The following is a 24,049-nucleotide window of genomic DNA, read 5'->3' on the forward strand; positions in this document are numbered from 1 at the left end:
GCTGCCCGGATGGCACGATTTGGCGGCAGTTCGGCGGATTCGGACGCATAGTCCTGGTTCTGCGGGGCAGAGTGAGCCGAAGGGGCGCCTTTCGTATGCGCCCGTTCCGTGTCCGCTACCGAGACCGTCGCCGAATCCGCGCCTGGGGGTCGCTCGATGTCCGTGCCACGCCGCCGTCGCCGCCTGCCCGACGAGGTGCGCGCCGCCGCTGTCCGGGCGGTGCTGTGCCTCTCCTTCACCCTGGTGGGCGTGGTCGTCGCGACGCTGGCCTCGTACGCGGGCAGTTGGATGCTGACACCCGCGCTGCTGGCCATGGGGGTCGGGGTGTTCGGCACCATGTGGTGCCTGCTGGAGATCGTGATCTCGCGCCAGGTCGCCGCCCAGCGGATGCGGGCGCCGGGCTCCGCGCACCCGATGGCGGGCGGGCGGGCGCCCTCGGAGCCGCTGGCCGCCCGGCCGTTCCCCCGGTCCAACTCGTCGGTATACCTGGACCCGTACCAGCAGCCTCAGCCGTACCAGCCACCTCAGCCGCAGCGGCGCCCGCCGCAGCAGCCTCGGCTGCCGACCGCCCGGCCCTGAGCGCGGGCGGCAGGTCCGTGGGTGACCGGCCCGGGGGCGGAGGTCAGAGCGGGAGCGCCCGGTAGTGGGTGGTGACCCGGCGGTCGTCGCCCAGGACGTGGAAGGCGAGCATCGGCGGGTGGTCGAAGGCGATGCCGCGCCCGCCCTCGCAGGGCAGGGTGACGGTGGAGACCACACCGGGGGCGACCAGCAGCGGCAGGCCGGCGAAGGTGGTCGCGGCGGAGGTGTGGGAGTGTCCGCAGAGCAGGGCGGCGACCCGGGGGTGGCGGCCCAACACCCGTGCCAGGCCCTCCTCGCCGAACTGGCGGATCTCGTCGACGTACGGCAGGTGCAGCTCGACCGGCGGGTGATGGAAGGCGACCAGGGCGGGCAACTCGGTGCGTCCGGTGGTGAGTTGCTCGTCCAGCCAGTCCAACGTCTGTTCGTCCAGCAGGCCGTCGTGCTGCCCGGGTATGGACGAGTCGAGCATCAGCACGTCGGCGCCGGGGAGGCGGTGCATCCGGTTGATCGGCCCCTCCCCCGGCCCCTCCCCCGGTGCCTCCGCCGACGTCTCCGCCGACGCCTCGCCCAGCAGGACCTCGCGGTACGGCGCCCGGGAGTCGTGGTTGCCGGGACAGATGAACACCGGGTGCCGGGAGGTCAGCACCTTCGCCACCTGCTCGTACTCCTCGGGCAGGCCTTGGTCGGCGAGGTCGCCGGTGACCAGCACCGCGTCCAGCGGGCCGGGCAGGGCGTTGAGGTACGCCATCACCTGCTCGGCCCGCCGCCGGGCGCGCTTGCCGCCGTCCCGGCGGTGGACCTGGCCGAGATGGATGTCACTGAGGTGCGCGATCGTCAGCATGGTGATCACGCTAGCCAGTTCACGCCTGCGCGGGAACCTCCGCTGGGCGCTTGAACATCCGGGTGGCGGTGATCTCGCCGTGGATGGCCGGGCCGTCCGGGTCCGGTGCGGCGGGCAGGCCCGGGCGCAGGTGCTCCTCGACGGAGATGTACTTGAGGCCGGCCCGCAGGTCGGCGTCGTTGCGCAGTCGGATCACCAGCGGGAACTCGGCGAGCGCAGTGGTGTCGAACAGGCCTGTGGTGTAGATGAGTTGGACGCCGAGCGCATCGGCCACGGCGCGCTGGAGCTCCAGCAGGTAGGTGGCGTTGGCGCGGCCGATCGGGTTGTCCAGGAAGAGCGTGCCGGCGTGCCGCAGCTGGGACTGGCCGCGGTCGTTGGCGCGCAGCGCGGCCATCGTGCAGTACAGGGCGATGGCCGCGGTGAGCAGCTGGCCACCGGAGAAGACGTCGGACATCTGGCCGACGCCGACCCGCTCGGCGCGCAGCACCGCGTCGGGCTTGAGGATCTCGACGCTGACGCCCTTGGGGCCGATCGCCGCGGCGACCCCGCGCAGCAGCAGGGACATCCCGTCGCGGCGCAGGTCGCTGTTCTTCCGGACGGCGGCGCGGGTGGCTTCGTCGATGACCTCGCCGAGGCGTTCCACCAGGGTGGCGTGGTCCGGGTCCTCGAAGCGGATCCGGAGGAACTCCTGGCCGGACCACTCCCCCAGGCCCTCGGGCAGCCGGGAGAGGCGCTGGGCGGCGCGCAGGGTGGTGAGCGAGGACTCGACCAGGCCGCGCAGGCGGTCCACGATCGAGCCGCGGTTCTTCTCCAGCTGGGCGAGCTCGTCGGTGAGCACGCGCAGCCGGGGCGCGAAGGCGGCGGCCCAGGCGGCGGCGTGCTCGGGCAGGGCGGAGGCGGGCAGTTCGCGGATCTGCTGGCGGGCCGGGGTGCGGACGGCCTCGTAGCGGGCGGCGTTGGCGTGCCGGACGAGGGCGTCGGCGGTGTCGCGGACGGCGAGTTCGGCGGAGGACAGCTCGCCGGCGGCGGTGCGCAGGCTGCGGCGGGCCTCGGTGGCGGCGGTGCGGGCCTCGCCGAGCGAGCCCAGGTACGGCTCGACCGGGTCGTCCGGGTCCTCCTGGTGGTCGCGCAGGCCGTCGCGCAGCTGGCCGGCCAGCTCGTCGAAGTCGGCGGCGGCGGACTGGGCGGTGTCGAAGGTGCGCTGCAGGTCGGCGTGCGCGGTGCGGGCGGCGTCCAGGGCCTCGCGGCGTTCGGCGAGCCGGCTGGTGGCGGTGCGCAGCAGGGCCTGGGCGTGCTCCGGGTCGGTGGGGACGAGGTCCTCGGGCAGCTCGGTGTGCGCCTCGCCGTCGGCGGGGGCGGAGCGCTCGGCCTCGCCGCGCAGGCGGCCGAGCTGCTCGCTGGCGGCGGCGGAGCGGGCCTCGATGGTGGCGACCAGTTCCTCGGCGCGGGCGGCGGCGGCCTGGCGGGCCGGGCCGTCTGCGCCGTCGGGGCTGCCGAGGAGTTCCTCGGCGCGGGTGCGCACCTTGTTGGTGAGGCGGTCGAGTTCGGCCGCGGCGGCGGCCTCGTCGCCCTCGGCGCGGGCCTGTTCGGCGCGCAGGTCGGCGCCGACGCCGACCTTCTCGTACAGCTGGGAAGCGGCGCGGTAGGCCTCGCGCAGGGCGGGCAGTGCGGCGGGGGCGGTGTCGGCGGGCTCGTCGGTCTGTTCGGCGGCAGGGATCTCGGCGCGTTCGGCGCGCAGGGCGCGGGCCGTACGGCGGGCGTCGTCGGCGGCGCGCTGGGCGGCGCGGCGGTCCTCGTCGCAGGTGCGGGCGCGTTCGGCGCACAGGGCCTGGCGGCGGTCGCACTCGGCGGCGTCCTCGGCGAGTTCGCGTTGGCGGCGGGCCCAGTTGGCGCGCTCGCGCAGGCGGAAGGCGAGGCCGGAGAGGGCGTCGGCGCGGCGGCGGGCGCGCTGGGCGGCCTCGCGGTGCTCTTCGTGGACAGCGGCGGCGGTGGCGTGGTCGGTCTCGGCCTCGTCGTGGTCGGCGCGCAGGGTGGCCAGGGTGGCGGCGGCCTGTTCGGCGTGCTCGCGGGCGGCTTCGGCGGCGGCGGCGAGTTCGGCGAGCGTGCCGGGCGGGCAGCTGGCGTGCCAGGAGGCGAGGCGGGCGGCGAGGGCGCGGTCGGCGCCGAGGCGGCCGGCGAGTTCGCGGATGTGCTCCTCGCGGGCGCTCGCCCGGGCGCGCAGGTCGCGGCGCTCGCCGTCGGCGGCGGACTCGTCGTGCATGGCCGGGTTCGGCGGCACGAGGAAGAAGGCGGGCTCGTCGGTGATCGGGGCGATCAGGGAGGCGGCGGCGCCGACGGCGACGGTGGAGCGCGGCAGCAGCGCGGCGGCCTGCAGCGCCTCGCGGGCGCGTTCCAGCGAGGACGGGTCGGTCACGACCACGCCGTCGACGAGTTCGGGGCGGGCGGCGAGGATCGCCTCGTGGTCGGCCGGGTCGACGGACTGGGCGAGGTAGCGCCAGCCGGGCAGGGCCGGGATGCCGTGCTCGGCGAGGTACTCGACGGTGGCCAGCACGTCGGGGCCGGGCGGCAGCAGGCCGCCGTCGCCGAGGGCGGCGAGGATGCGGGCGTCGTCGGCGGCGGCCGTACGGAGGTCGAACAGGGTGCGTTCGGCGGTGGCGATGGCCTCGTCGAGGAGTTCGCGCAGGTACTCGGCGTTGCGGTCGAGGACGGCGGGGGTGAGGAAGCCGGCGTCCTCGTCGGCGCCTGACCCGTCTTCGCTCCAATCAGTGGGTGCCGGGGTGAGGGAGAGCAGGTCGGCGAGGCGCTGTTCGGTGGCGAGCAGGGCGGCGGTGCGCTGTTCGGCGGCCAGGGCGCGGGCGGCGTCCTTGCGGGCGTCGCCGGCGCGTTCGGCGGCGAGTTCGGCGCGGGCGGTGGCGGCGGCGGTCTCGCGCAGCCGGGTGGCGCAGGCCTCGGCGGCCGTACGGGCCTGGGCGAGTGCGGCGGTGGCGGCCTTCTCGACGTCGGCGGCGTGCAGCGCGGCGCGGGCCGGGTCCACGTCGCCGTCGGCGTCGATGAAGCCGGCCGTGACGGCGGCCTCGGTCTCCTGCTCGACCTCGGCGAGGCGCTGGCGCAGGTGCTCGGCCTCGCTGCGGGCCTTCTGGGCGGCGGTGGCGGCCTCGGTGGCGTCGGACTGGGCCTTGCCGCCGTCCTCCTGGAGTTCGCCGGCGCGCTGTTCCTCGGTGTCGGCGCGGGACTCGGCGGCCGCGGCGGCGGCTTCCAGGGCGCGGGCGAGGGCGGTGGCGGCGCGGGCGCGGGCGGCGAGCGCGGGGGCGGCGTCCAGTTCGGCCTCGCGGATGGCGGCGGCGACCCGGGCGACCCGGTCGGCGGCGGCGCGCTGGCGCAGGACCGCCTCGGCGGCCTGCCAGGCGGCGTGCAGGGTGCGGGCGTCGATGAGTTCGCGGCGCAGCGCGGCGGCCTCGGCGGTGGCCGCGGTGAGGCTCAACGTGGCGTGCCGGTAGGTGAGTTCGTCGGCGATGAGGGTGTGCCGGGTGCGGTCGGCCTCGGCGGCAGTGACGGCGCTCGCCGCGGCGGCGACCTCGATGGCGAGGTCCTGGGCGCGGTCGCGTTCGGCGCCGGCGCGGGAGGCGAGGGCGTGGGCGAGGCGGCGGGTGCGGCGTTCGGCGGTGCGGTGGGCCTCGCGGACGGTCTCGCGGGCGGTGGTGGCCTCGGCGATGCGCTCCAGGAGGTCCAGGGAGCCGGCAGTGAAGTCGCGTTCGGCGGTGAGTTCGGCGCGGCGTCCGAGCTTGGCGGCGAAGCCGTGGACGAGGTCGGCGAGGCCGTCGGTGTCCCGGGTGTCGGTGACGGCGCGCAGCAGCAGGTCGGTGAAGTCGCTGTCGTGCTTGACCGCGAAGAGGCCGGCCGCCTCGCCCTCGTCGGCGTTCATCTCGCGCTGGTAGCGGAAGAGTTCGGGGTCGAGGCCGAGTTCGCCGAGGTGTTCCGTCCAGCGGTCGTGGCCGTCCTCGAAGACCAGGTCGAGGTACGGGTGGGCCTTGCCGGCCTCGGTGAGGGCGTCGCGGAAGCCCTTCATGGTGCGGCGGCGGCCGCGGGCCTTCTGGTCTCCGGCCAGGCTGACCCGCTCGGCGACCGGCAGGGAGTCGAGGGTGAGGCCGGGGCCGGGGCGGAAGGAGTACCAGGTCTCGGCGAACTTGCGCGGGTCGGAGGAGACCTGGCGGCCGCGCCACTCGCTGACCTTGCCGACCACGATCAGTTCGCCGGTGACGGTGTGCTGCCACTCCAGGGCGACGTGGCCGCAGTCGTCGGCGAGCAGGAACTTGCGCAGCACGCCGGAGCTGGCGCCGCCGAGGGTGTTGCGGTGGCCGGGGAGCATGACCGAGAAGATCAGCTTGAGCAGGACGGACTTGCCGCCGCCGTTCTCCAGGAAGAGCACGCCGGCCGGGGCGGGTCGGCGGACCGGGCCGTCCGGGTCCTCGCCGAACAGGCCGATCTGCTGCGGGGCCGGGTCGGCGACGGGCTCGCCGACGCCGCGCAGGTCGAGCACCGTGTCGGCGTAGCGGGCGCCGGCCGGTCCGATCGAGTAGAGGCGGACCCGGTTGAGCTCGTACATGTGCGGCGGTTCTCCGTGGCTTCCGTGGCTGGGGGTTGTCAGAACTCGGGGGCTGGGGGTCAGGACTCGGGGGTTGGGGTTGTCAGGACTCGGGTGTCAGGACTCGGACGTCGGAGCTCGGGCGTCAGAGCGAGTGGAACGGCAGGCCGGCGTCGGCGACCAGTTCGTCGGAGGTGTCCGGCGGCAGCAGGCTGGCGGTGCCGTCGGAGACCGGGACGACGCCCAGGTCGAGCAGTTCGGCCATGGCCGCGCTACCGGCCAGGTCGCGGACCTGGAGCTGGTAGCGGGCGGTGGTGCGGTAGGTGCCGCCGGAGTCGTCGGAGACCTTCTGCAGGAAGCCGGAGTCGACCAGGAACATCACGGCCTTGGCGACGATGCCGATGGTGGAGCCGGAGAGCCGGCGGGCGTCCTTGGTGGCGCCGGTGGCGGTGCGCCGGGCCCAGACCCGCCAGGCGGCCTCCAGGCCGGGGGCGTCGGACTGCGGGTCGGTGTTGGCGCCGGCGGCGTCGGCCTGCTCCTCCAGGCGGCGGCAGGCCTGGCGGACGAAGGAGTCGACGCCGTTGACGGTGATCCGGCCGAGGTAGGTGTCGTCGGCGAGGTCCTCGGGGCGGGGGAAGGCCATCGCGGCGACGGCCAGGTGGGCCAGGCCGTGCAGGAAGCGGTCGGTGGACTCGGAGGCGGCGCGGCGCGAGTAGTCGCCCATCCGGACGGCGAACAGCGAGTCCTCGGCGGCGGCCACGGCCATGCCGGCGCGCGGCGAGACCTCCAGGACGACCAGGCCCATGCCGGTGGCGATGGCGTCGGCGAGCCGGGCGAACGGCGGGTCCTCGCGGTGGCGGCGCACCAGCTCGGCGTACTCGGCGTCCCGGGCGGGCAGCAGCTTGGCCTGGAGGCCGAAGGAGACCAGCCGGGCGGCGTCGGCGACGTCGGCCGGGGTGATCGGCGCCGGGGCCGCGGGTTCGGTCTCGGCCGCCCAGGACGTGTCGTGGTGGGTCGTCACGGGCGGGGCTCCTCGGGGGTGGCGGTGGTACGGGTGTTCCGGTGGTGCGTCATGGCCGGTCAGCCGGCGTCCTTGCGGTCGGCGGCCATGCCGACCGCGTCGAGCAGGGCGCTGCCGACGATCAGGTCGGCGCCGCCGAACTCCGGGTCGCGCAGCGGGGTGCCGTCGTCCACGGCGAACAGCAGCCGCTCCTCGCCCTGGCGGTAGGCGGTGCCGACCGGCGGGCTGGCCGCGTGCACGGCGAGCAGGGCGACCAGGTACGGCAGGTCCGGGTCCTGCTTGCGGGCGTCGGCGAGCAGGCCGGAGAGCCGACGGGGGGCGTCCGGGGGCAGGTCGAGCAGGACCAGGGCGGACTCCAGCTGGGCCTCGGAGAAGCGGCTGTCGTCCGGGGTGGCGACGAGGTCCGGGTCGGGCAGCTCGGCGCCGAGGTGCTCGCGTTCGACCGGCGGGGTGAGCAGCAGGTCGACCAGGTCGGCGACCCGGACGGAGACCGGGGTGCGCAGCCCGACGCCGCGGGCGAAGAAGGCGCCGGTGGGGCGGACGGCCTGCTCCACCGGCAGCCGCAGAACGGGGGCGAGCAGCTGCCCGTACAGGTCGATGCCGCTGCGGGCGCCGGGGGTGGCGAAGGCCTGCCGGTCCTGCTCGGCGCGGAACAGCGGGCCGGCCTCCAGGAGGCGGGTCTGCAGCTGGGTGTGGCGGCGGATGCAGTCCTTGACGATGTCGACGAGTTCGGCGGCGCGGCGCTTGTGTTCTGGGTCCTCGGCCTCGTCGCGGGCCTTGCGGATGTTGGTGAGAATCGCGTTCTCGTGCCGGTAGCGGTCCGCGATGTGGTCCAGCGCCTCCTCGATGAGGTCCGGGACGGCTCGCATCCAGTCGACGGCCCGGACGTTGCGGCGGGTGGCGTCGAGGGCGCGGCGCAGCGTCTCGGCGTACTGGACGGTGCGGTAGCGGGCCTGCTCGGCGGCGAGCTGGGCGTCGGCCAGGCGGCCCCGGCGGATCAGCACCTCCAGCTTGACCTCGGCGGCGATCTGGGCGGAGGTGACGTCGGTGTCGAGCGCGCCGACCAGGACGTTGACCGCCTCGTCCGTGGTGCGCAGGTAGACCCCGCCGTCGGGCCCGGGGACCTCCTCGATGAGCTTGAAGTCGTAGTCGCGGCGCACGTACTCGCCGTCGGCGCCGAAGGTGCCGTAGACGGCGCGGAAGCCGCGGTCCACGCTGCCGACGTTGATCAGCGACTCCAGCACCCAGCGGGCCACCCGCTCGTGCTCGACGGCGGGGCGGCCGGCGGCCTGGGCGGCGACCCTGGGCAGCAGGCGGGCCAGGACCAGCTCGCGGTCTGCCCCGGTGTCGAAGTCCATGTTCAGGGTGACCAGGTCGATCGCGGCGAGGCCGACCTCGGCCATCGCGTAGCCGCCGTACTCGCCGGCCAGGTTGACCTTGCGGTTGTCCAGGTCGTGCAGCGGGGCGGTACAGGCCAGCGCCTTGAGCCGGCGGGCCAGGCCCTCGTCGGCGGCGGGGCCGGGCGCGGGGCGCACGGCGGCCGGGCCGGCGGGCCGGAGGCCGGGCTCGATGGGCGGGTCTGCGATGGCGGTCACGGGGGACAAGATTAGAGGTTCGCACCGACATCGACCGAAACGGACCTTGCGGGCGGACGGAGCGGCAGGTGGGCCGCCCTCCGGGGGGCGATTTCAGAACGCGGTTTCGACGGGATTCCGCCATTCTCGAACCGACCTTCGAGAAACCGGTGAGGACGGCGCAATGGTTCGGTGATGATCGACCTATGATCACCCGACTGGCCAAAGTGGGCCTCGCTGCCGCGCTGTCCGTGACCACCCTCACCGCCGGCGCCGTGGCCTCCGCCGCCGCGGTGTCGACCTCCGCGCAGCACGTGACCGTGTCGCAGAACGGCAACTACCCCGGCGGGTTCTTCACCTCCGGCAACATGTCGGTGAGCTGGGTGTCGGCCGGCACCGCCGCCCTCACCGGCTCGACGCACTTCACCGTCGACCTGCCGCCGGGCGTCACCACCGACGGCGCGATGTTCTACTCCACGCCGTACGACTACACCTTCACCGAGACGCTCTCCCCCGACGGCCGCCACCTGGAGGCCGTGCTCACCGGCACCCGGCCGGTCGGGAAGAGCGAGTTCATGAAGCTCAACCTGCGCACCACGCCCGGAGTGCCGATCACCGGCGTGATCACGGTGACCGCCGGCAACCCCAACGACACCGACCCGACCGGCCACATCTCCCGCTACGACCTCGGCACCGGCAGCTACCTGCCGGCGACCGTCCAGGCCGCCCCGGCCGTCACCGGGCTGGACACCACCACCGGCCCCGGTGCGGGCGGCACCGCGGTGACCGTCAGCGGCAGCAACCTCGCCCACGGCATGGTGCTGGTCGGCGGCGTCCCGGCGGCGGGCAGCTGCACCGACACCGCCTGCACGGTGACCACGCCGGCCGGCTCGGGCAGCGTCCCCGTCTCCGTGGTGACGCCCGGCGGCACCGCCACCGCGCCGGCGACGTACACCTACACGGTCTGACGCGCTCTCGACCGAAACCCGGTGCCCGGGCGCTTCGGCGCCCGGGCACCGCTGCGTTTCCGGGCCCGGCACCGCTGCGTTTCCGCACCCCAACACCCCTGCTCTTCCGCACCCCGGCGCCCCTGCGCTTCCGCACTCCCAACCCTAGTTGAACATGTTCAAAAGAGGGGTCTAGAGTCGCTTCCGCGCAGGCGGGGCAAGGATCCGCCCGCAGTTCGGCATGCCCGGCCAGCCCGGTGTGCCGCCCGGCACGGAGGTGTACGAGGTGGACGAGGTCTACGAGACGGACGGCGAACCGGCGGTCGTCCTCCGCAGGGTCCGGCGCTGGTTGTGGTTCTTCCTGGTCTGCCTGGTGCTGAGCGGCCTCACCGCCTTCCCGCTGGAGACCGAGACCCGCTGGCTGGTCGACCTCGCGACCGGTCCGGCCGCCCCGCTGACCGACCACTTCCCCGCGGCGACGGCCTGGTTCCTGAAGGTCCACGAGGGCATCGTCGAGACCAACCGGCACTACCCCTTCCTGGCCTACGGCACCGACTGGCTGGCCTTCGCCCATCTGGTGATCGGCGCCGCCCTCTGGGGGCCGCTCAGGGACCCGGTCCGCAACATCTGGGTGATCCGCTGGGCGGTGCTCGCCTGCGGGGCCGTCATCCCGCTGGCACTGATCTGCGGGCCGCTGCGGGGGATCCCGCTGGTGTGGCGATTCATCGACATGTCGTTCGGAGTCTTCGGCGTCATTCCGCTGCTGATCGTGTTGCGGGCGCTGCGTCCGCTGGAACGTTCCTTCGCGGAACCAGCGCCCGCGAGCTGAGCCAGGACGGCCCGTACGCCCCGGGACAGCGCCGCCCCGGGGCGTACGGGGCGAGGTCGCGCGCCGTGGCGCCCTGTGGCGCCCGCCGCCGCCCGGGTCACGGACAACGGGCTTCATCCGCAGGCCCTACCATCTGGCTCAACAGCTGCTGGGAGGCGGACGGGCGTGGCCGATGCGGTGATCGATCTCAATGCGGACCTCGGCGAGGGATTCGGACGCTGGACGCTGACCGACGACGAGGCGCTGCTGTCCGTGGTGACCAGCGCCAACGTCGCCTGCGGCTTCCACGCCGGAGACCCCTCGACGATGCGCAGGGTCTGCGCCCTGGCCGCCGAACGCGGTGTCCGGATCGGCGCCCAGGTCTCCTACCGCGACCTGGCCGGCTTCGGCCGCCGCGCGATGGACGTCCCCCCGGACGAGCTCTCCGACGAGATCGCGTACCAGATCGGCGCCCTGCAGGTCTTCGCCCGCGCCGCCGGCTCCAAGGTCTCCTACGTCAAGCCGCACGGCGCCCTCTACAACCGCGTGGTCGCCGACTCCGAGCAGGCCGAGGCCGTGGTGGCCGGTGTGCTGCGGGCCGGCGCGGTCTGCGACGGGCCGCTGCCCGTCCTCGGGCTGCCCGGCTCCCGGCTGCTGGAGGTCGCCGAGGGGGTCGGACTGCCGGTGGTCGCCGAGGCGTTCGCCGACCGCGCGTACACCCGGGCCGGAACGCTCGTCCCGCGCCGCGAGGTCGGTGCGGTGGTGCACGACCCGGAGGCGGTGATCACCCGCGCCGTCGCGATCGCCCGCGACGGCGGGCTGGAGGCCGTCGGCGGCGAGCGGATCCCGGTCGCGGCCCGCTCGCTCTGCGTCCACGGCGACACCCCCGGCGCCGCCCAGCTCGCCTGGCGGGTGCGCGGCGCGCTGGCCTCCGCGGGCGTGCGGGTGGAGGCGTTCACGTGACGGCCGACGGGGTGCCGGCGGCGGGCGCCGACGAACCGGCGGTCGCCGTACGGCGGGCCGGCGAGCGGGCGCTGCTGGTCGAACTGGCCGGGACGGCCGAGGTCGCGGCGCTGTACGGGTGGCTGCGCGAGCAGCGGGAGGCGGGCGTGCTCGGCGAGGTCGAGGAGCTGGTCCCGGCCGCCCGCACAGTGCTGCTGGACGGCGTCGCGGACGTCGACGCGGTGGCGCGGCTGCTGCGCACCGCCCGTCCGACGGCGGCCCGCACGGCGCGCGGGGAACTGCTGGAGGTGCCGACGGTGTACGACGGCGCGGACCTGGCCGAGGTCGCCGCGCTGTGGGGGGTGTCCGAGGAGGCAGCCGTCAGGATCCACACCGAACCGGAGTACACCGTCGCCTTCTGCGGCTTCTCCCCGGGCTTCGGCTACCTGACCGGCCTGCCCGCCCGCTACGAGGTGCCGCGCCGGGCCACCCCGCGCAGCTCCGTCCCGGCCGGCTCGGTCGCCCTGGCCGGCTCGTACACCGGTGTCTACCCGCACCCCTCCCCCGGCGGCTGGCAGCTCGTCGGCCGTACGGCGCTCCCCCTCTGGGACACCGACCGCGATCCCCCGGCCCTGCTGGCGCCGGGCGGGCGGGTCCGCTTCACCGCGGCCCGGGCCTGAGCACGCGGCGATGCTGGTGGGGACGGAACCGGGAAGGGAAGCGGGGACGGAGGCGGGGATGAGCGAGCTGGTGGTGGTGTGGCCGGGGCCGCTGACCACGGTCCAGGACCTGGGGCGGCGCGGCGTCGCGCACCTCGGGGTGCCCAGGGCCGGGGCGCTGGACGAGCCGGCCCTGCGGGCGGCCAACCGGCTGGTGGGCAACGAGCCCGGGACCGCCGGGCTGGAGACCACGCTCGGCGGGGTCGCGCTGCGGGCCGTCGGACGGGTGCTGGTCTCCGTCACCGGCGCGCCCGCGCCCGTCCGGGTGGACGGACGGCCGGCCGCCTGGGGCGCGCCGATCGTGGTCCAGGACGGGGCGGTGGTCGAGGTGGGCCCGGCGACGGACGGGGTGCGCGGCTACCTCGCGGTGGCGGGCGGGATCGCCGTCCCGCCGGTGCTGGGCAGTCGCTCGGCCGACCTGCTCGCCGGCCTCGGACCGGCCCCGCTGACCGCCGGGGACCGCCTGCCGGTCGGCACTCCCCCGCCCTACCGGGCCCGGCCCGAGCTGGTGCCGCTGCCCGCACCCCCGACCGAACTGGTGCTGCGCCTACGGCTCGGCCCGCGCGCGGACTGGTTCACCCCGGAGGCGGTGGCCCGGCTGGGCCGCGACGGTTACCGGGTCTCCGCCACCGGCAACCGGGTCGGGCTGCGCACCGAGGGCCCGCCGGTCGCGCGCGCCCGGGAGGGCGAACTGCCCAGCGAGGGCATGGTGCTGGGTGCGGTGCAGATCCCGCCGGACGGGCAGCCGGTGGTCTTCCTGGCCGACCACCCGACCACCGGCGGGTACCCGGTGGTCGGCGTCGTCCCGGCCGCCGACCTCGCGGCCGCCGCGCAGGCCCGGCCGGGCACGCCGGTCCGGTTCGTGCCGCTGCGGGGACGCTGAAGCCATCCGCTGGGCTTGGCCCTGCTGGGTCTCGCCGCTCGGCGGCCCAACGGCGCTTCCGCGTCGGCGCGTTGAGGTCCCACTCAGCCCAGGCCGAGCGCGTCCGCCGCGGCTGCGGCGAAGCCGTCCGGGTTGTCGAGCATGATGTTGTGCCCGCAGTCCGGCACGGCGACCACCCGGACGCCCGCCGCGCGCAGCCCGTCCGCGTCCGCCGGCCCGCCGTCGGTCGGATCGCCGTCGGTCGGATCGCCGTCGGTCGGATCGCCGTCCGCCGCCGGATACAGGAAGGTGCGCGGGAGGTCGAGGCCGAGCAGCATCTCCCGCATGGTCGGCTCGGTCGCGCGGGCCAGGTGGCGGGCGCTTCGGTGGAGCGCCCGAGGGTCGGCCAGCCGCATCGTGGACCACCAGAACGGCCCGACCCGCTCGGCGACTTCGTCCCGGCCGCCGGCCAGGAACTCCGCCTCGGTGTAGCTCGCGATGCCGCTGCTGCCGGGCCGCTGCCGGGCGGGGTCGATCCGGTCCAGGTTGGCGTCCACCAGGAGCAGCCGCGAGACCAGCGCGGGGTGCCGGTGCGCGAGGACGATCGCGACCGCGCCGCCCATGCTGTGGCCGACCACCTCGACCCGGCTCAGCCCGGCCGCCCGCACCGCCGCCGCCACCGCGTCGGCGTGCTCCTCCAGCGTGTACCCGAAGTCCGTCGGCCGGTCGCTGATGCCGAAGCCGAGCAGGTCCAGCAGCAGCGAGCGGCGCCCGGCGAGCAGCGGGTGGGCGGCGGCGGCCGCGAAGTACACCGGCGAGCTGGCGCCCAGGCCGTGCAGGTAGAGCCGGGCGGGCTCGGCGCCGGGCAGCTCGACCCAGCGGATCAGATCGCCGTTCGGGGTGACGGGGGCGTGGCGCATGGCAGGACTCCTCTTCCTGGGAACGCCGGAACCATACCTCGATCGCGAGGTATCTGGCACTCGATATACCTAGAGGCCGATGGATGAGTGTGAGAGAGTGGCGCCATGTTCAAGCTGGCGATCCTCGGGTTCCTGTACGACCGGCCGCTGCACGGCTACGAGCTGCGCCGCCACCTCGCCGCGCTCACCGGGCACGTCCAGCCGATCAGCGACGGCACGCTCTACCCCGCGATCAAGCGCCTGGAGGCCGCCGGCCTGCTGGTCCGCAAGCCCGAGCCCGGCAGCGCCGCCGCCCCCCGGCACACCCTGCACCTCACTGAGGCCGGCCGCGCCGAACTCCTCGACCGGCTGCGCGAACCCGAGCCGCTCGACATCAGCGACGAGAACCGCTGGTTCGCCCTGCTCGCCTTCCTGCGCCACCTCGACGACCCCACCGCCCAGGCCGCCGTGCTCCGCCGCCGCCTCGCCTTCCTCTCCGAACCGGCGAGCTTCTACTACGACGGCGACCGCCCGCGTGCCGCCGAGGAGTTCGACGACCCCTTCCGGCGCGGCCAGCTGCTGATCGCCCGCGCCACCACCGAGGCCGAACTCGCCTGGCTGCACGCGACCTTGGCCGAGCTGGAGGACGGGGAGCGGTAGCGGCCGACCGCGCCGGAACGCGCCGACGGCCCGCACCGACCGTACGAGGGTCGATGCGGGCCGTCGGCGCCGTCGGCGAGGCCGCGCGCTGCGCCATCCGCGGCGCGCTCTGCGCGACGCGCGGTCAGTGCCGGTGGTGGGCGTGGACCACGGCGTGGCCGCGCCCCCGGCCGATCATCCACTTGTTGACCGGGACGGTCAGCGCGAAGGCCAGGGCCAGCGAACCCGCCAGCGACACCCAGAACAGCAGGTCACCGAGGCCGGCGTCCATCGCCCCCGGGACGGTGACCATCACGGTGTTGTCGATCAGCTCCATCACCAGGATCGACACCGTGTCGGCAGCCAGCGCGACCTTCACCGCGGCGCCCACGTCCAGACCGGCGTTCAGCACGCCGCGCATGGTCAGCGCGTAGCCGAAGACGAAGGCCAGGAGGATCGACAGCACCACGGTCGCGCCGTTGTGCAGACCGAAAGCGGTGCCGAGCACCATGCCGAGGATCTCGCCGATGGCGCAGCCGGTGAGGCAGTGCAGGGTCGCCTGCGCGGCCGTCCGCCACCCGGCTCCACCGGCGGCGGCCTGGTGGTGCCCGCCATGAGCGCCGTGGCTTTGGTGCTCGTGGCCGTGGTGCTCGTGGTGACCGTGATGCTCGTGCTGTGCGGGGTGTGCCATGTCGTCCTCCGCGTGCTCCGGCGCCCGTTCGGCGCCGCTTCCCTCACTCCGTCGATGATCGAAGTTATACCCCCCTAGGGTATCTGGCAAGCCCCGGCGACGCCCTCTTCCGCCCGGGCACTCCTCCGTGTTCGGATGACGGACATGGCGGACACGACGGACGACCGACGCAAGGGCTACGACGGCACGGGCGAGGGCGCGATCACCCCGGACGGATGCGCCGTCGAGGTGTGGAGCCGCCTCCCCGTCGGCGACGCCCCGGAGGTGATCGAGGCCGCGGTGCCGCCCGGCGCGAGCATCCTCGAACTGGGCTGCGGCGTGGGCCGGATGACGCACCCGCTGACCGACCGCGGCTTCACCGTGACAGCCGTGGACGAGTCCGCCGAGATGCTGGCCCGGGTCCGCCCGGACGTCCGTACGGTGCGCAGCCCCATCGAGGCGCTGGACCTCGGCGAGCGCTTCGACGTCGTGCTGCTCGCCTCCTTCCTGGTGCACGCCGGCGACGTGGCGGTCCGCCAGGGCCTGCTGGAGACCTGCCGCCGGCACGTCGCCGAGGACGGCTGCGTGCTGGTGCAGCGCGAGGGCGAGGACTGGCACCTGAACGTGCCGCGCGAGACGGCGATCGGGCCCGATGCGTGGTCCCGGCTGGTCTCCGTCACACCGGTCGGCGACGGCGTGAACTCCGTCCGCTGCGAGTACACCTTCCCGGACGGCACCTGGACGCAGACCTTCCTCTCCCGCCCGCTCGACACCGAAGCGTTCGAACAGGCACTGGCGGACGCCGGCCTGACGGCCGAGCGGTACCTGACCGAGGACCGCACCTGGGTCCGGGCACGGCCGGCGCACCGGCCGCAGGAGCCACATCGGCCGTGACACCCCGAAAGGGCCCCGAACGCAAAGCCCGTACCAAGGGTGAACAAAGAACCGTCACTTTCACCCCGTACCATCGGCCGCGCGCCGGGCCCGTGCGCGGCCTCCGGGCCGGGCGGGTCGCGGTCGTCCGCATGCCCTTCCGACCCGCGAGGACCCGCACATGCCGCCCCTGTCCCACCCCCGACGGATACCCCCGGCGGGTGTCCGGTGATCGCCTGGTTCCACGCGGCCGTACTCGGCCTGATCCAGGGGCTCACCGAGTTCCTGCCGATCTCCTCCAGCGCCCATCTGCGGGTCTTCTCCGCACTGTTGGGCTGGGACGACCCCGGCGCCGCCTTCACGGCCGTGACCCAGCTCGGCACCGAGGCGGCGGTGCTGATCTACTTCCGCCGGGACATCGCCTCGATCGTGCGGACCTGGGCGCGGTCCCTGTTCCGCCCGGCGCTGCGCTCCGCCCCGGACGCCCGGATGGGCTGGTTCGTGATCATCGGCACGCTGCCGATCGGCATCCTCGGCAAGCTGTTCCAGGACACCATCGAGACCCACCTGCGGGACCTGCGGATCATCGGCATCACGCTGATCGTCTTCGGCCTGGTCCTGGCCTTCGCCGACCGCACCCGGGCGATCCGGCACGCCCGTCCGATCACCGACCTCACCCTGCCGCACGCGGGCGTCTACGGCTTCGCCCAGGCGCTGGCGCTGATCCCGGGCGTCTCCCGCTCCGGCGGCACGATCAGCGCGGGTCTGCTGCTCGGCTACAGCCGGGAGGCGGCGGCCCGGTACTCCTTCCTGCTGGCGATCCCGGCGGTGCTCGCCTCCGGGACGCTGGAGCTGTTCAAGATCGGCGAGGGCCCGGCCCCGGCCTGGGGACCGACCGTCCTGGCGACCCTGATCGCCTTCGTGGTCGGCTACGCGGCGATCGCCTGGTTCCTCAGGTACATCTCCAGCCACAGCTTCCTGCCGTTCGTGGTCTACCGGGTGCTACTCGGTGTCCTGATCATCGGACTGGCGGCCGGCGGCGTCCTCACCCCGGACGCGGGCGCGGTGAAGTAGAACCCGGTTCCAGAAAGGCCGGGCCCGGAAGGGGAAGAGCCACGTCCCGGACGGGGAAAGCAGTGGGCCGGGACACCCGACGGTGTCCCGGCCCACTCGGCGCGATGTCGCGGACCTAACGCCCGAACTCCCGGGCGGCGGTCAGTCGCCCGCGTACAGCGGCGTGGACCTCGGCCTCCTCGGCCGGGTCGGCGGCGAGCCTGCGCAGCCGCTCCAGCACACGCGCGTCGCCCGTGGTGGCGACATGGCGCGCGGCGAGCTCACGCGTGGACTCCTCGCAGTCCCAGAGGCACTCGACGGCCGGCCCCTCGGGAAAGTGCACGTCGGTCGCGGCGAGCGCCCTGGCGGCGCGACCGCGCAGCTCGGAGGAGGCGGCCTCGCCGTAGATGTGGCGCAGGACCGGTACGGCGTCGGCGGCGGCCAGCCGCCCCGCACCGTCCACCAGCGACCCGAGCCCGGTACCGGTCACCCCGCGTACGGAGACCCAGCGGCGCAGCCCGGCCACCACCAGCGGGGCGTCCTGCGGCTCCCCGGCGTCGGCGAGCAGCTGGACGGCGGCCTCGCCGAGTGCGCTGTCCGCGCCGCCGCTGGCCGGGTCCGCCCAGCGGCGGGCCTGCGCCAGCACCTCGGGGCCGCGCATCCGGCCGAGCAGTTCCAGGGCGGCCCGCACGATGCGGTCGTCCACGTCGGTGGCGGCGACCTCGATCAGCTCGACGGCGGCCGGGTCCCGTTGCTCGACCAGGTAGCGCAGGGCCGCGCGGCGGGCGCCGGGCAGGCCGCAGCGGGCCGCCTCCAGCAGTGCCGGGCGGTCCTCGGGCCGGACCACGGCGGTCAGGCAGCGGGCGGCCGCGGCGGCGCGGCGGTCCACCGCGTCGGGGCCGGCCGGGGAGTCGGTGCCGCGCGCAGGCTCCGGGCGGACGTCGGGCCGGTCGAGGAAGGCACCGACGCCGACGCCGCCGAGTTCGCCCTGGTCGGCCCAGGCCAGCACGTCGGCGGTGGACCAACCGGGCGTGACGCCGCTGCGGTTGACCTGGCGCTGCCAGAGGTCGAAGGGCGACTGCTCGCCGGCCGCGGCCACTCTCGGGTGGTAGGCCGCCCAGAGGCGCCACGGCCGGGGCTCGTAGGCGTTGCGGATGAACTCGCGCAGCTCGGCGTCGCCCTCGGGGCCGGGCGGGAAGTGGTCCAGCACGGCGGTGCCGAGCAGCAGCAGGCCTCGGTCGTCGTCGCGCAGGGCGAGCTCGTCGAGGGCCCAGGCCCAGTTGGCGCCGGTGGCGGCGTACTCGCGCAGCATCAGCAGCGCGTCGCGCCGGCCGTACGCGGCGAGGTGGCCCAGGACGGAGAGGGCGAGACCGGTGCGGCTCTCGTCGTCGGTGACCAGGTCCTCGGCGGAGTGGAGGTGGTCCTCGATGCCGTCGAGGGGGCCTCCAGCTCCATGTAGAGGCGGGCGTAGTAGAGGGAGCGGCTTTCGACCTGCCAGTCGGCTCGCGGGTCCCTGGTGACACACTCCTCCAGCGCGGCGATGGCCTCGGCACGGTCGGCGGCCAGCGCGTGGAGCTGCCCGTCACCACGGCCTCGCTGCAGGAGGCCTAGGAGGCTGGCACTGGGTGCTATCACTGGCTCGAACATGAGGTCAGCATCCGTTGCGGCGGTCGTAGTGGCAACGGGATTTCCGTCGCCGGGGTCTCTGGTCGGTACTGCGGTGGGCGCCCGGGCGCCGGAATCACCGAAGGTTACCGCCTCGCGCACCCTTCCGCACACAGGGCGACGAAGCCCGCTGCCACAGTGGCATATGCCAGGGGAATTTTGCCTGCGATCTGTCCAAATCGCCCACAGAGGTGAAGACGCTGTGCGACAGTCTTCTCACTACCCGAAACGGCTCGCTCACTGCGGGCCACACCCGAGCGATGGACCCGCCATGAACATGCCCTCAGGAGCCGCCTGCCCGCCGGGCACCGCCACGGTGGACGGCGCCCCGGCGGGCGCGCACGGCTCCGACGTCCACGCCCCGGCCCCGAGGGGCGACGACGGCAGCGGTGGCAGCGGCGAGGCCGGCGGCGGAGACGCCGACCGCGGAACGGACGGCAGAGTGGACGGCACGGCGCAGGAGCCGTCCGGCCCCTACCTCGGCGGCGGCAGCGACGACGGTGCGGTCCTCGGCTCCGCCGAATGGGACCTGCTGACCGACGGCATCCGCTGGAACGCGGAGACCTACCTCCTCCTCGGGTGCGACCCCTCCCACGGCCCGCTCAGCCTCGACCGGCTGCCCGACCGCCTCCCCGAGGCGGACCGGCCGCTGCTGCGCAGGATGATGACCGACGCCCTGGTGCACGGCCGCGTCGCCGCCGGCACCCTGCGGATCCGCCGGGCCTGCGGTCGGCACGACAGCGTCGAGTGCGCGGGCGAGCCCGTCCTCGGCGCGGACGGCACCGTCACCGCGCTGCGCATGCTGCTCCGCCCGGCACCGCCGCACTGAGCCGCGGCAGCCCCGGCCTGAGCCACGGCACCGCCTGACGGAACTGCGCTCCCGCGCGCCCACAGGTGCGCGGGCCCACTCACGTCAGCCGTGGCCGGTTCTTGGCGTACGCCGCCCGCAACTCCCGCCCCAGCTCCTCGCGCAGCTCGTCCACCACCGGCAGCCCCCGGTACGCCGCGGTCAGCCGGTACATCTCGCGCAGCCGGTCCCAGGTCCGGTGCGAGGAGTTCTGGCCGATCAGGTTCATCACCATCTTGGCCTGCAGCTCCGCCGCGTCCGGCTCACCCGTGATCAGGTGCACCGAGGCCAGGGTGATCCGGTCGAACAGCGCCGACCGCAGCTGCCCGGTGCCCTCCCGCAGGGCGATCACCCGCTCCGCGTGCCTGCGGGCCACCGGCGCCGCGGACCGGTCGTGCTCGGCCAGCGTGCGCAGCACCAGGGCCTGCATGCCGCGCAGTTCGGCCTCGTCGAAGACCTGCATCCAGGACGGCGGCGGCTCGGGCGACTCCTCGGCGAACAGGTCCTCGGCCTGGCCGAGCAGCCGGTAGGTGTCCTGGGAGTGCCCGATCGAGGCGTGCGCCCAGGCCTCGACCGTGTTCAGCATGGCGCGCGTTCTGGGCATCAGCTCGCCACCGGCCGCCTTGGCCGCCGACATCAGGTCGAGCGCGTCGTCGGCCCGGCCGAGGTGGACCATCTGCCGCGCGGCCCGGGAGATCGCCTCGCCGGCCCGCGGCCGGTCCCCGGCCTCCTTGGCCGACTCCGCCGCGATCATGAAGTACCGCTGGGCGGTGGGCTCCAGGCCCACGTCGTGCGACATCCAGCCCGCCAGCACCGCGAGGTTGGCCGCGACCAGCCACAACCGCTGCTCCACGGCGGGAGGATGCCGATGCGTCAACAGGCCGCCGACCTCGTTGAGTTGACCGACCACCGCCTTGCGCTGCAGTCCGCCGCCGCGGGCCGCGTCCCAGGCCCGGAAGACCTGCACCGAGCGCTCCAGCGACTCCACCTCGTCGAGCCCCACCGGGCCCGCGTCGTACACGTCCAGCACCGGGCGCGCACCGCTCCCGGCGACCACCTGTCGCGGCCCCGGGACGGAGGCCGCGTAGGCGACCGCGTCCCCGCCCAACCAGCCCTTCAGCGAGTCGGCGACGACCGCCCCGGCCGTGAGCGCGGCTCCGGCGCCCACCAATCCACGTCGGTTCAGCATGAGGTCCATTCCCGTGAACTCGGTGAGGACCGCGGCTGTTCGATCCGGCGACCATGGCACTGCTGCGGACGGCTCCGCTCCGGACCTGGTGGGCCGGTGTCGTTCCAGACCGAGGTCCTCAGTGGTGACGACACGTCCGAGCCGCTCCGTGAACACGGCCGCCAGCACCCTCGGCACCGGATCGCGCGGGATCTCCCCCTGCTCGATCCAACGCCGTACCCTCGACGTGTCGGTGGACAGGTGCATCTGCCCGATCGCGGCACCCCGACGGTTGACCAGCCGCGCGAGTTCGCCCTTCGACCATCCGGTCAGGACGAACAGATCGGCGAGTCGGGTGTTGGGTCCCCTGCTCAATGAAGCCCCCAGGTTCCTCGGCTCCTTCGAGGCTAGAGGCTCCGGCAAGTGCCAGGCGAGCATTCGCCACCGTTCGCCAGGGCCCGCCAGACTACTAAGCCAGTGCCCGACGGGTGTGTTGTAGGGGTGCGCCACCTCGCCCCCGGGTCGGGCGGCGTCCCACCGGCGTCGGGGCAGTCCCCCGACGGTGTCACGGGACGCTCCCGGTTCTCACCCGAGGGGGTGGCGCGGCCGGGTGGCGCGGGGGCGCCGGGCACGGCCACGGCAGTCCGGCCGACCGCATTCCCCAGGGTGCGGACGGCCGGAGCACCGCCGAACAGGGGTTCCTGACCCCGCGTCCGTGCCCGGCGCCCGCGCACCACCCGCCGCACCCTCGTACGGCAGTACTGCCGTACGCACCGCAGCACCGCACCACCCGCAGGGCCGCCGTCACCCCAGGAAGCACCCGGCACCGGCCCTCCCCCGCCCCCGCGGGGGCCACACCCGCCGACGGACCGGAAGGGACCACCCTCAGCCCATGTACTCCTCAGCGACGACCCCCACGCCGACCGCGACCCGCCCCGCGCTGCGCCCCCCACCGCAGCCGCCGGCCGCCCCGGCCCCAAGCAGGCGCCCCCGGCGAGCCGGCCGGTGGCTCCGCGCGGGGTCGAGGGCCGGGCCACGGACGCCCGGGTCGTCCCGGCCGGCCGCACCGCGCTGGGGCTGCGCGGACCCGAGACCGCCCCGCCGGTCGGCGGCCGGCTCCCGCTCGCCCGCCAGGCCGACGGCCAGGTGCTGCGGGCCCGGCGGCCCGGACAGCCCGTCGGCCCCGAGCGGATCGATCCGGCCGCGCTGCAGACCCCGTCGGTCCGGGCCGCGCTGGCGAGCGTCGCGCGGATATGTCCCGCGTTCACCCCGCGCCAGGTCCTGCGCGAGGGCAGCCGCCACATCCTGGTGGCGGGCACCATCGGGCGGGCGCCGGTGGTCGCCAAGTGCCTGGCGCCGCAGGCGGTGCGGAGTGAGTACTTCGAGCAGCTGGTGGCCGACTTCCACCACGAGGTCGCGGTCTACCGGGCGTTCGTCCGGCACCGGCCGCCGGTGCGGCTGCCCCGGCTGGTCGCGGCCGACCACGACCGCTGCGTGCTGGTCATGGAGCGCGTCCCCGGCCGCCCGGCCGCCCGGGAGCGCCACCCGGTCAACGCGCCCACCCCGGGCGAGGTGCGGGCGCTGCTCAACACCGTCCGGACGCTCAACCTGTGGCGGCCGCCGACGGACGTCTTCCAGCCGCGCATGGACTATCAGTTGGAGATCGCCCGCTACCACTCGGTGGGCCAGCTCACCGACCGGGATGCCGGCGACCTGCGCGCCCTGCTGCACGGCCTGGGCCACACCCCGATGCAGCTCTGCCACGGCGACGCCCTGCTCAGCAACATGCTGCTGGCGCCGTCCGGCCCGGTCCTCGTCGACTGGGAGCAGGCCGGCTGGTACCTGCCCGGGTACGACCTGGCGGTGCTCTGGAGCGTGCTCTCCGGGGACACCGCGGCGCGCCGTCAGATCAGCCAACTCGCCCAGAGCGGCGGCACGCTGGCCCGGGACGCGTTCCTGGTGAACCTGGTGCTGGTGCTCATGCGGGAGATCCGGCTGTACGACGTGCCGGGCGCCGGCGAGGAGCAGCGGATCATGATCCGCCGGCTCTACGACGACGCCGCGCTGGCCCGCCGCGCCGTCCGGGCCGCGGTCGGGACGCGCTGAACCCCCGGTCCGCACAAGCGGATCACGGCCGGGCGCCCCGCTCCAGGGCGGCCCGGCCGGCGGCCTCCAGGACCGTCTCCTCCGAGGCCAGGTGGACCCGGCTGCTCAGCACGTCCCGCAAGTAGCGCTCCAGCGGGTGGCGCCGGCTCAGACCGGGGTTGCCGGTGAGGGCGACGGCCTGCTGGACGGCCGCCGTCGCGGCCCGGGTCGCCAGCAGGTGGGCCGGCCCGGTCCGGGCGACGGCGTCCGGCTCGCCCCGGTCCACCCGGGGTGCCAGCCCCTCGACCAGTTCCTCGGCGCCGATCAGCTGGGCCTCGATCTCGCCGAGGGCGCAGCGGTAGCGGGGCAGGGTGCCCAGCGGCTCGGTCAGATTGGCCGGAGTGCGCTGGCTGAGGAAGCGGACCAGCCAGGCCTCGGCGGCCCGGGCGACCCCGATCGCCACCGCGGAGAGCGCCAGATCGTGCCAGGCGCGGGAGAGTTCGGCCTCCGACTCGGCCCCGATCCCGTTCCCGGCCCCGTTGCCCGGCTGGCGGCCGCCGAGGCCGAGCGCGAGCTCGGCGGGCACCCGGACCCGGTCCAGCACCACGTCGTGGCTGGCGCTGGCCCGCAGGCCGAGCTGGTCCCAGGTCGGGTCGATCTCCAGGCCCTCGCTCTCGCCGCGGACCAGGAAGGTGCCGATCCTCGGCTCCGGCTCGTCGGTCCGCGCGGTCACCGCCATCCAGGCCAGCGCCTCGGCGCCGGTGCAGTACGTCTTCCGGCCGGTCAGCAGCCAGCCGTCGCCGTCCCGGCGGGCGACCGTCTGCGGCAGCTCGCCCGGCTGCGAACCGGGCTCCGCTCGCAGCGTGTTGACCAGCGCGGGGCCGCGCCGGGACTCGGTGAGCAGCCGCCGGTACCCGGCCGTCGGCCAGTCGGCGCGGCGGGCCTGCTCGGCGTGCCGGAGCAGGGTGAAGGCGGTCACCACCGCCACCGAGGCGTCCCCGCGGCCGAGTTGGGACAGCACCCGGACGGTGTCGGCGAGCGTTCCGCCCGGCCCGCCGTACTTGCGGGAGACGGTGAGGGTGAGCAGGCCGGCCTCGTGGACCGCCTCGATGCCCTGGTACGGGAAGGTCGCGTCGCGGTCGTGCTCCTCGGCGCGGGCCGCGAGCAGGTCGACCACCCGGGGCAACCCGGCCAGGGCGGTCCCGACGGCCTCGCGCTCGGAGCGGTCGGCGGCATCGTCGGCTGGGACTGCGGGGACGACTGCGGCCGCGGGAT

Annotated in this window: 19 protein-coding genes and 1 pseudogene; 11 read left to right on the forward strand and 9 right to left on the reverse strand. The window is 75.1% G+C overall.

The features are described 5' to 3' along the window. The first annotated feature begins 156 nt into the window (after positions 1-156). Positions 157-579: a hypothetical protein gene (locus CRP52_RS04005; RefSeq protein WP_097235116.1), complete on the forward strand. Its 423-nt coding sequence runs from the start codon at positions 157-159 to the stop codon at positions 577-579. Positions 580-622: 43 nt separating this feature from the next. Here CRP52_RS04005 and CRP52_RS04010 read toward each other — a convergent pair whose 3' ends face one another. From CRP52_RS04010 to CRP52_RS04025, 4 genes are all read right to left on the reverse strand, one after another. Then, positions 623-1,420, reverse strand: a complete 798-nt coding sequence (locus CRP52_RS04010) for a metallophosphoesterase (protein ID WP_097239813.1) — start codon at positions 1,418-1,420, stop codon at positions 623-625. A gap of 19 nt (positions 1,421-1,439) precedes the next feature. Further along, positions 1,440-6,023 carry a hypothetical protein gene (locus CRP52_RS04015; RefSeq protein WP_097235117.1) on the reverse strand — a complete coding sequence of 1,528 codons (4,584 nt, stop codon included), beginning with the start codon at positions 6,021-6,023 and terminating at the stop codon, positions 1,440-1,442. Positions 6,024-6,147: 124 nt separating this feature from the next. Next, a complete protein-coding gene (locus tag CRP52_RS04020) occupies positions 6,148-7,023 on the reverse strand; it encodes a hypothetical protein (RefSeq protein ID WP_097235118.1) in 876 nt (291 codons plus the stop codon). 59 nt (positions 7,024-7,082) lie between these two features. After that, positions 7,083-8,618: a hypothetical protein gene (locus CRP52_RS04025; RefSeq protein WP_373560452.1), complete on the reverse strand. Its 1,536-nt coding sequence runs from the start codon at positions 8,616-8,618 to the stop codon at positions 7,083-7,085. A gap of 185 nt (positions 8,619-8,803) precedes the next feature. Between CRP52_RS04025 and CRP52_RS04030 the strand changes: the two genes are divergently transcribed. The 5 genes from CRP52_RS04030 (at position 8,804) to CRP52_RS04050 (ending at position 12,896) form a co-directional block, all read left to right on the forward strand. Further along, on the forward strand, positions 8,804-9,565 hold the full coding sequence (locus tag CRP52_RS04030) for an IPT/TIG domain-containing protein (RefSeq protein ID WP_097235119.1): 762 nt from the start codon (positions 8,804-8,806) through the stop codon (positions 9,563-9,565). 220 nt (positions 9,566-9,785) lie between these two features. Further along, positions 9,786-10,373: a hypothetical protein gene (locus CRP52_RS04035; RefSeq protein ID WP_257032271.1), complete on the forward strand. Its 588-nt coding sequence runs from the start codon at positions 9,786-9,788 to the stop codon at positions 10,371-10,373. Positions 10,374-10,550: 177 nt separating this feature from the next. After that, on the forward strand, positions 10,551-11,315 hold the full coding sequence (locus CRP52_RS04040; RefSeq protein WP_097239816.1) for a LamB/YcsF family protein: 765 nt from the start codon (positions 10,551-10,553) through the stop codon (positions 11,313-11,315). Beyond that, the gene (pxpB, locus tag CRP52_RS04045) at positions 11,312-11,974 is read left to right on the forward strand and encodes a 5-oxoprolinase subunit PxpB (RefSeq protein ID WP_257032272.1); all 663 of its coding nucleotides are present in this window, start codon (positions 11,312-11,314) and stop codon (positions 11,972-11,974) included. The genes CRP52_RS04040 and pxpB overlap by 4 nt, the downstream gene beginning before the upstream one ends. Positions 11,975-12,032: 58 nt before the next feature. Next, positions 12,033-12,896 (forward strand): biotin-dependent carboxyltransferase family protein, encoded by an 864-nt coding sequence (locus CRP52_RS04050; RefSeq protein ID WP_097235120.1) that lies wholly within the window; start codon positions 12,033-12,035, stop codon positions 12,894-12,896. A gap of 83 nt (positions 12,897-12,979) precedes the next feature. On the opposite strand, the gene CRP52_RS04055 is transcribed toward CRP52_RS04050, so the two are convergent. Next, a complete protein-coding gene (locus tag CRP52_RS04055; protein WP_097235121.1) occupies positions 12,980-13,795 on the reverse strand; it encodes an alpha/beta fold hydrolase in 816 nt (271 codons plus the stop codon). A 105-nt stretch (positions 13,796-13,900) separates the two neighbouring features. On the opposite strand from CRP52_RS04055, the gene CRP52_RS04060 reads away from it, so the two are divergent. Beyond that, positions 13,901-14,434 carry a PadR family transcriptional regulator gene (locus CRP52_RS04060; protein WP_097235122.1) on the forward strand — a complete coding sequence of 178 codons (534 nt, stop codon included), beginning with the start codon at positions 13,901-13,903 and terminating at the stop codon, positions 14,432-14,434. A gap of 124 nt (positions 14,435-14,558) precedes the next feature. Here the strand turns inward: CRP52_RS04060 and CRP52_RS04065 are convergent, their stop codons facing one another. Beyond that, a complete protein-coding gene (locus CRP52_RS04065) occupies positions 14,559-15,104 on the reverse strand; it encodes a DUF4396 domain-containing protein (protein ID WP_097235123.1) in 546 nt (181 codons plus the stop codon). A gap of 135 nt (positions 15,105-15,239) precedes the next feature. Here CRP52_RS04065 and CRP52_RS04070 point away from each other — a divergent pair, with 135 nt between their 5' ends. Further along, the gene (locus tag CRP52_RS04070; protein WP_373560453.1) at positions 15,240-15,977 is read left to right on the forward strand and encodes a class I SAM-dependent methyltransferase; all 738 of its coding nucleotides are present in this window, start codon (positions 15,240-15,242) and stop codon (positions 15,975-15,977) included. A 210-nt stretch (positions 15,978-16,187) separates the two neighbouring features. Continuing rightward, positions 16,188-17,030, forward strand: coding sequence for an undecaprenyl-diphosphate phosphatase (locus CRP52_RS04075; protein WP_218893161.1), 843 nt, complete (start codon positions 16,188-16,190; stop codon positions 17,028-17,030). Between the two features lie 115 nt (positions 17,031-17,145). Here the strand turns inward: CRP52_RS04075 and CRP52_RS04080 are convergent. Further along, a pseudogene (locus CRP52_RS04080) lies at positions 17,146-18,656 on the reverse strand (HEAT repeat domain-containing protein). 289 nt (positions 18,657-18,945) lie between these two features. Between CRP52_RS04080 and CRP52_RS04085 the strand changes: the two are divergent. Next, complete coding sequence (locus CRP52_RS04085) at positions 18,946-19,503, forward strand: hypothetical protein (protein ID WP_097235126.1); 558 nt, start codon at positions 18,946-18,948, stop codon at positions 19,501-19,503. Between the two features lie 79 nt (positions 19,504-19,582). Here the strand turns inward: CRP52_RS04085 and CRP52_RS04090 are convergent, their stop codons facing one another. Beyond that, positions 19,583-21,064 carry a DNA-binding protein NsdB gene (locus CRP52_RS04090; protein WP_097235127.1) on the reverse strand — a complete coding sequence of 494 codons (1,482 nt, stop codon included), beginning with the start codon at positions 21,062-21,064 and terminating at the stop codon, positions 19,583-19,585. 630 nt (positions 21,065-21,694) lie between these two features. Here CRP52_RS04090 and CRP52_RS04095 point away from each other — a divergent pair. Next, positions 21,695-22,795, forward strand: a complete 1,101-nt coding sequence (locus CRP52_RS04095) for an aminoglycoside phosphotransferase family protein (protein WP_373560454.1) — start codon at positions 21,695-21,697, stop codon at positions 22,793-22,795. 22 nt (positions 22,796-22,817) lie between these two features. Here CRP52_RS04095 and CRP52_RS04100 read toward each other — a convergent pair whose 3' ends face one another. Further along, on the reverse strand, positions 22,818-23,951 hold the full coding sequence (locus CRP52_RS04100) for an acyl-CoA dehydrogenase family protein (RefSeq protein WP_257032273.1): 1,134 nt from the start codon (positions 23,949-23,951) through the stop codon (positions 22,818-22,820). Positions 23,952-24,049 lie beyond the last annotated feature (98 nt).

Origin of the sequence: Streptomyces sp. 1331.2 (assembly GCF_900199205.1) — a bacterium.
Classification (GTDB): Bacteria; Actinomycetota; Actinomycetes; order Streptomycetales; family Streptomycetaceae; genus Kitasatospora.

What these genes read in the sequence shown, in the direction of transcription:
- CRP52_RS04070 (WP_373560453.1), top strand. Translation starts at nt 15,240, where the DNA reads ATGACGGACATGGCGGACACGACGGACGACCGACGCAAGGGCTACGAC.
- CRP52_RS04005 (WP_097235116.1), top strand. Translation starts at nt 157, where the DNA reads ATGTCCGTGCCACGCCGCCGTCGCCGCCTGCCCGACGAGGTGCGCGCC.
- CRP52_RS04085 (WP_097235126.1), top strand. Translation starts at nt 18,946, where the DNA reads ATGAACATGCCCTCAGGAGCCGCCTGCCCGCCGGGCACCGCCACGGTG.
- CRP52_RS04035 (WP_257032271.1), top strand. Translation starts at nt 9,786, where the DNA reads ATGCCCGGCCAGCCCGGTGTGCCGCCCGGCACGGAGGTGTACGAGGTG.
- CRP52_RS04015 (WP_097235117.1), bottom strand. Translation starts at nt 6,023, where the DNA reads ATGTACGAGCTCAACCGGGTCCGCCTCTACTCGATCGGACCGGCCGGC.
- CRP52_RS04055 (WP_097235121.1), bottom strand. Translation starts at nt 13,795, where the DNA reads ATGCGCCACGCCCCCGTCACCCCGAACGGCGATCTGATCCGCTGGGTC.
- CRP52_RS04010 (WP_097239813.1), bottom strand. Translation starts at nt 1,420, where the DNA reads ATGCTGACGATCGCGCACCTCAGTGACATCCATCTCGGCCAGGTCCAC.
- CRP52_RS04065 (WP_097235123.1), bottom strand. Translation starts at nt 15,104, where the DNA reads ATGGCACACCCCGCACAGCACGAGCATCACGGTCACCACGAGCACCAC.
- CRP52_RS04030 (WP_097235119.1), top strand. Translation starts at nt 8,804, where the DNA reads ATGATCACCCGACTGGCCAAAGTGGGCCTCGCTGCCGCGCTGTCCGTG.
- CRP52_RS04060 (WP_097235122.1), top strand. Translation starts at nt 13,901, where the DNA reads ATGTTCAAGCTGGCGATCCTCGGGTTCCTGTACGACCGGCCGCTGCAC.
- CRP52_RS04050 (WP_097235120.1), top strand. Translation starts at nt 12,033, where the DNA reads ATGAGCGAGCTGGTGGTGGTGTGGCCGGGGCCGCTGACCACGGTCCAG.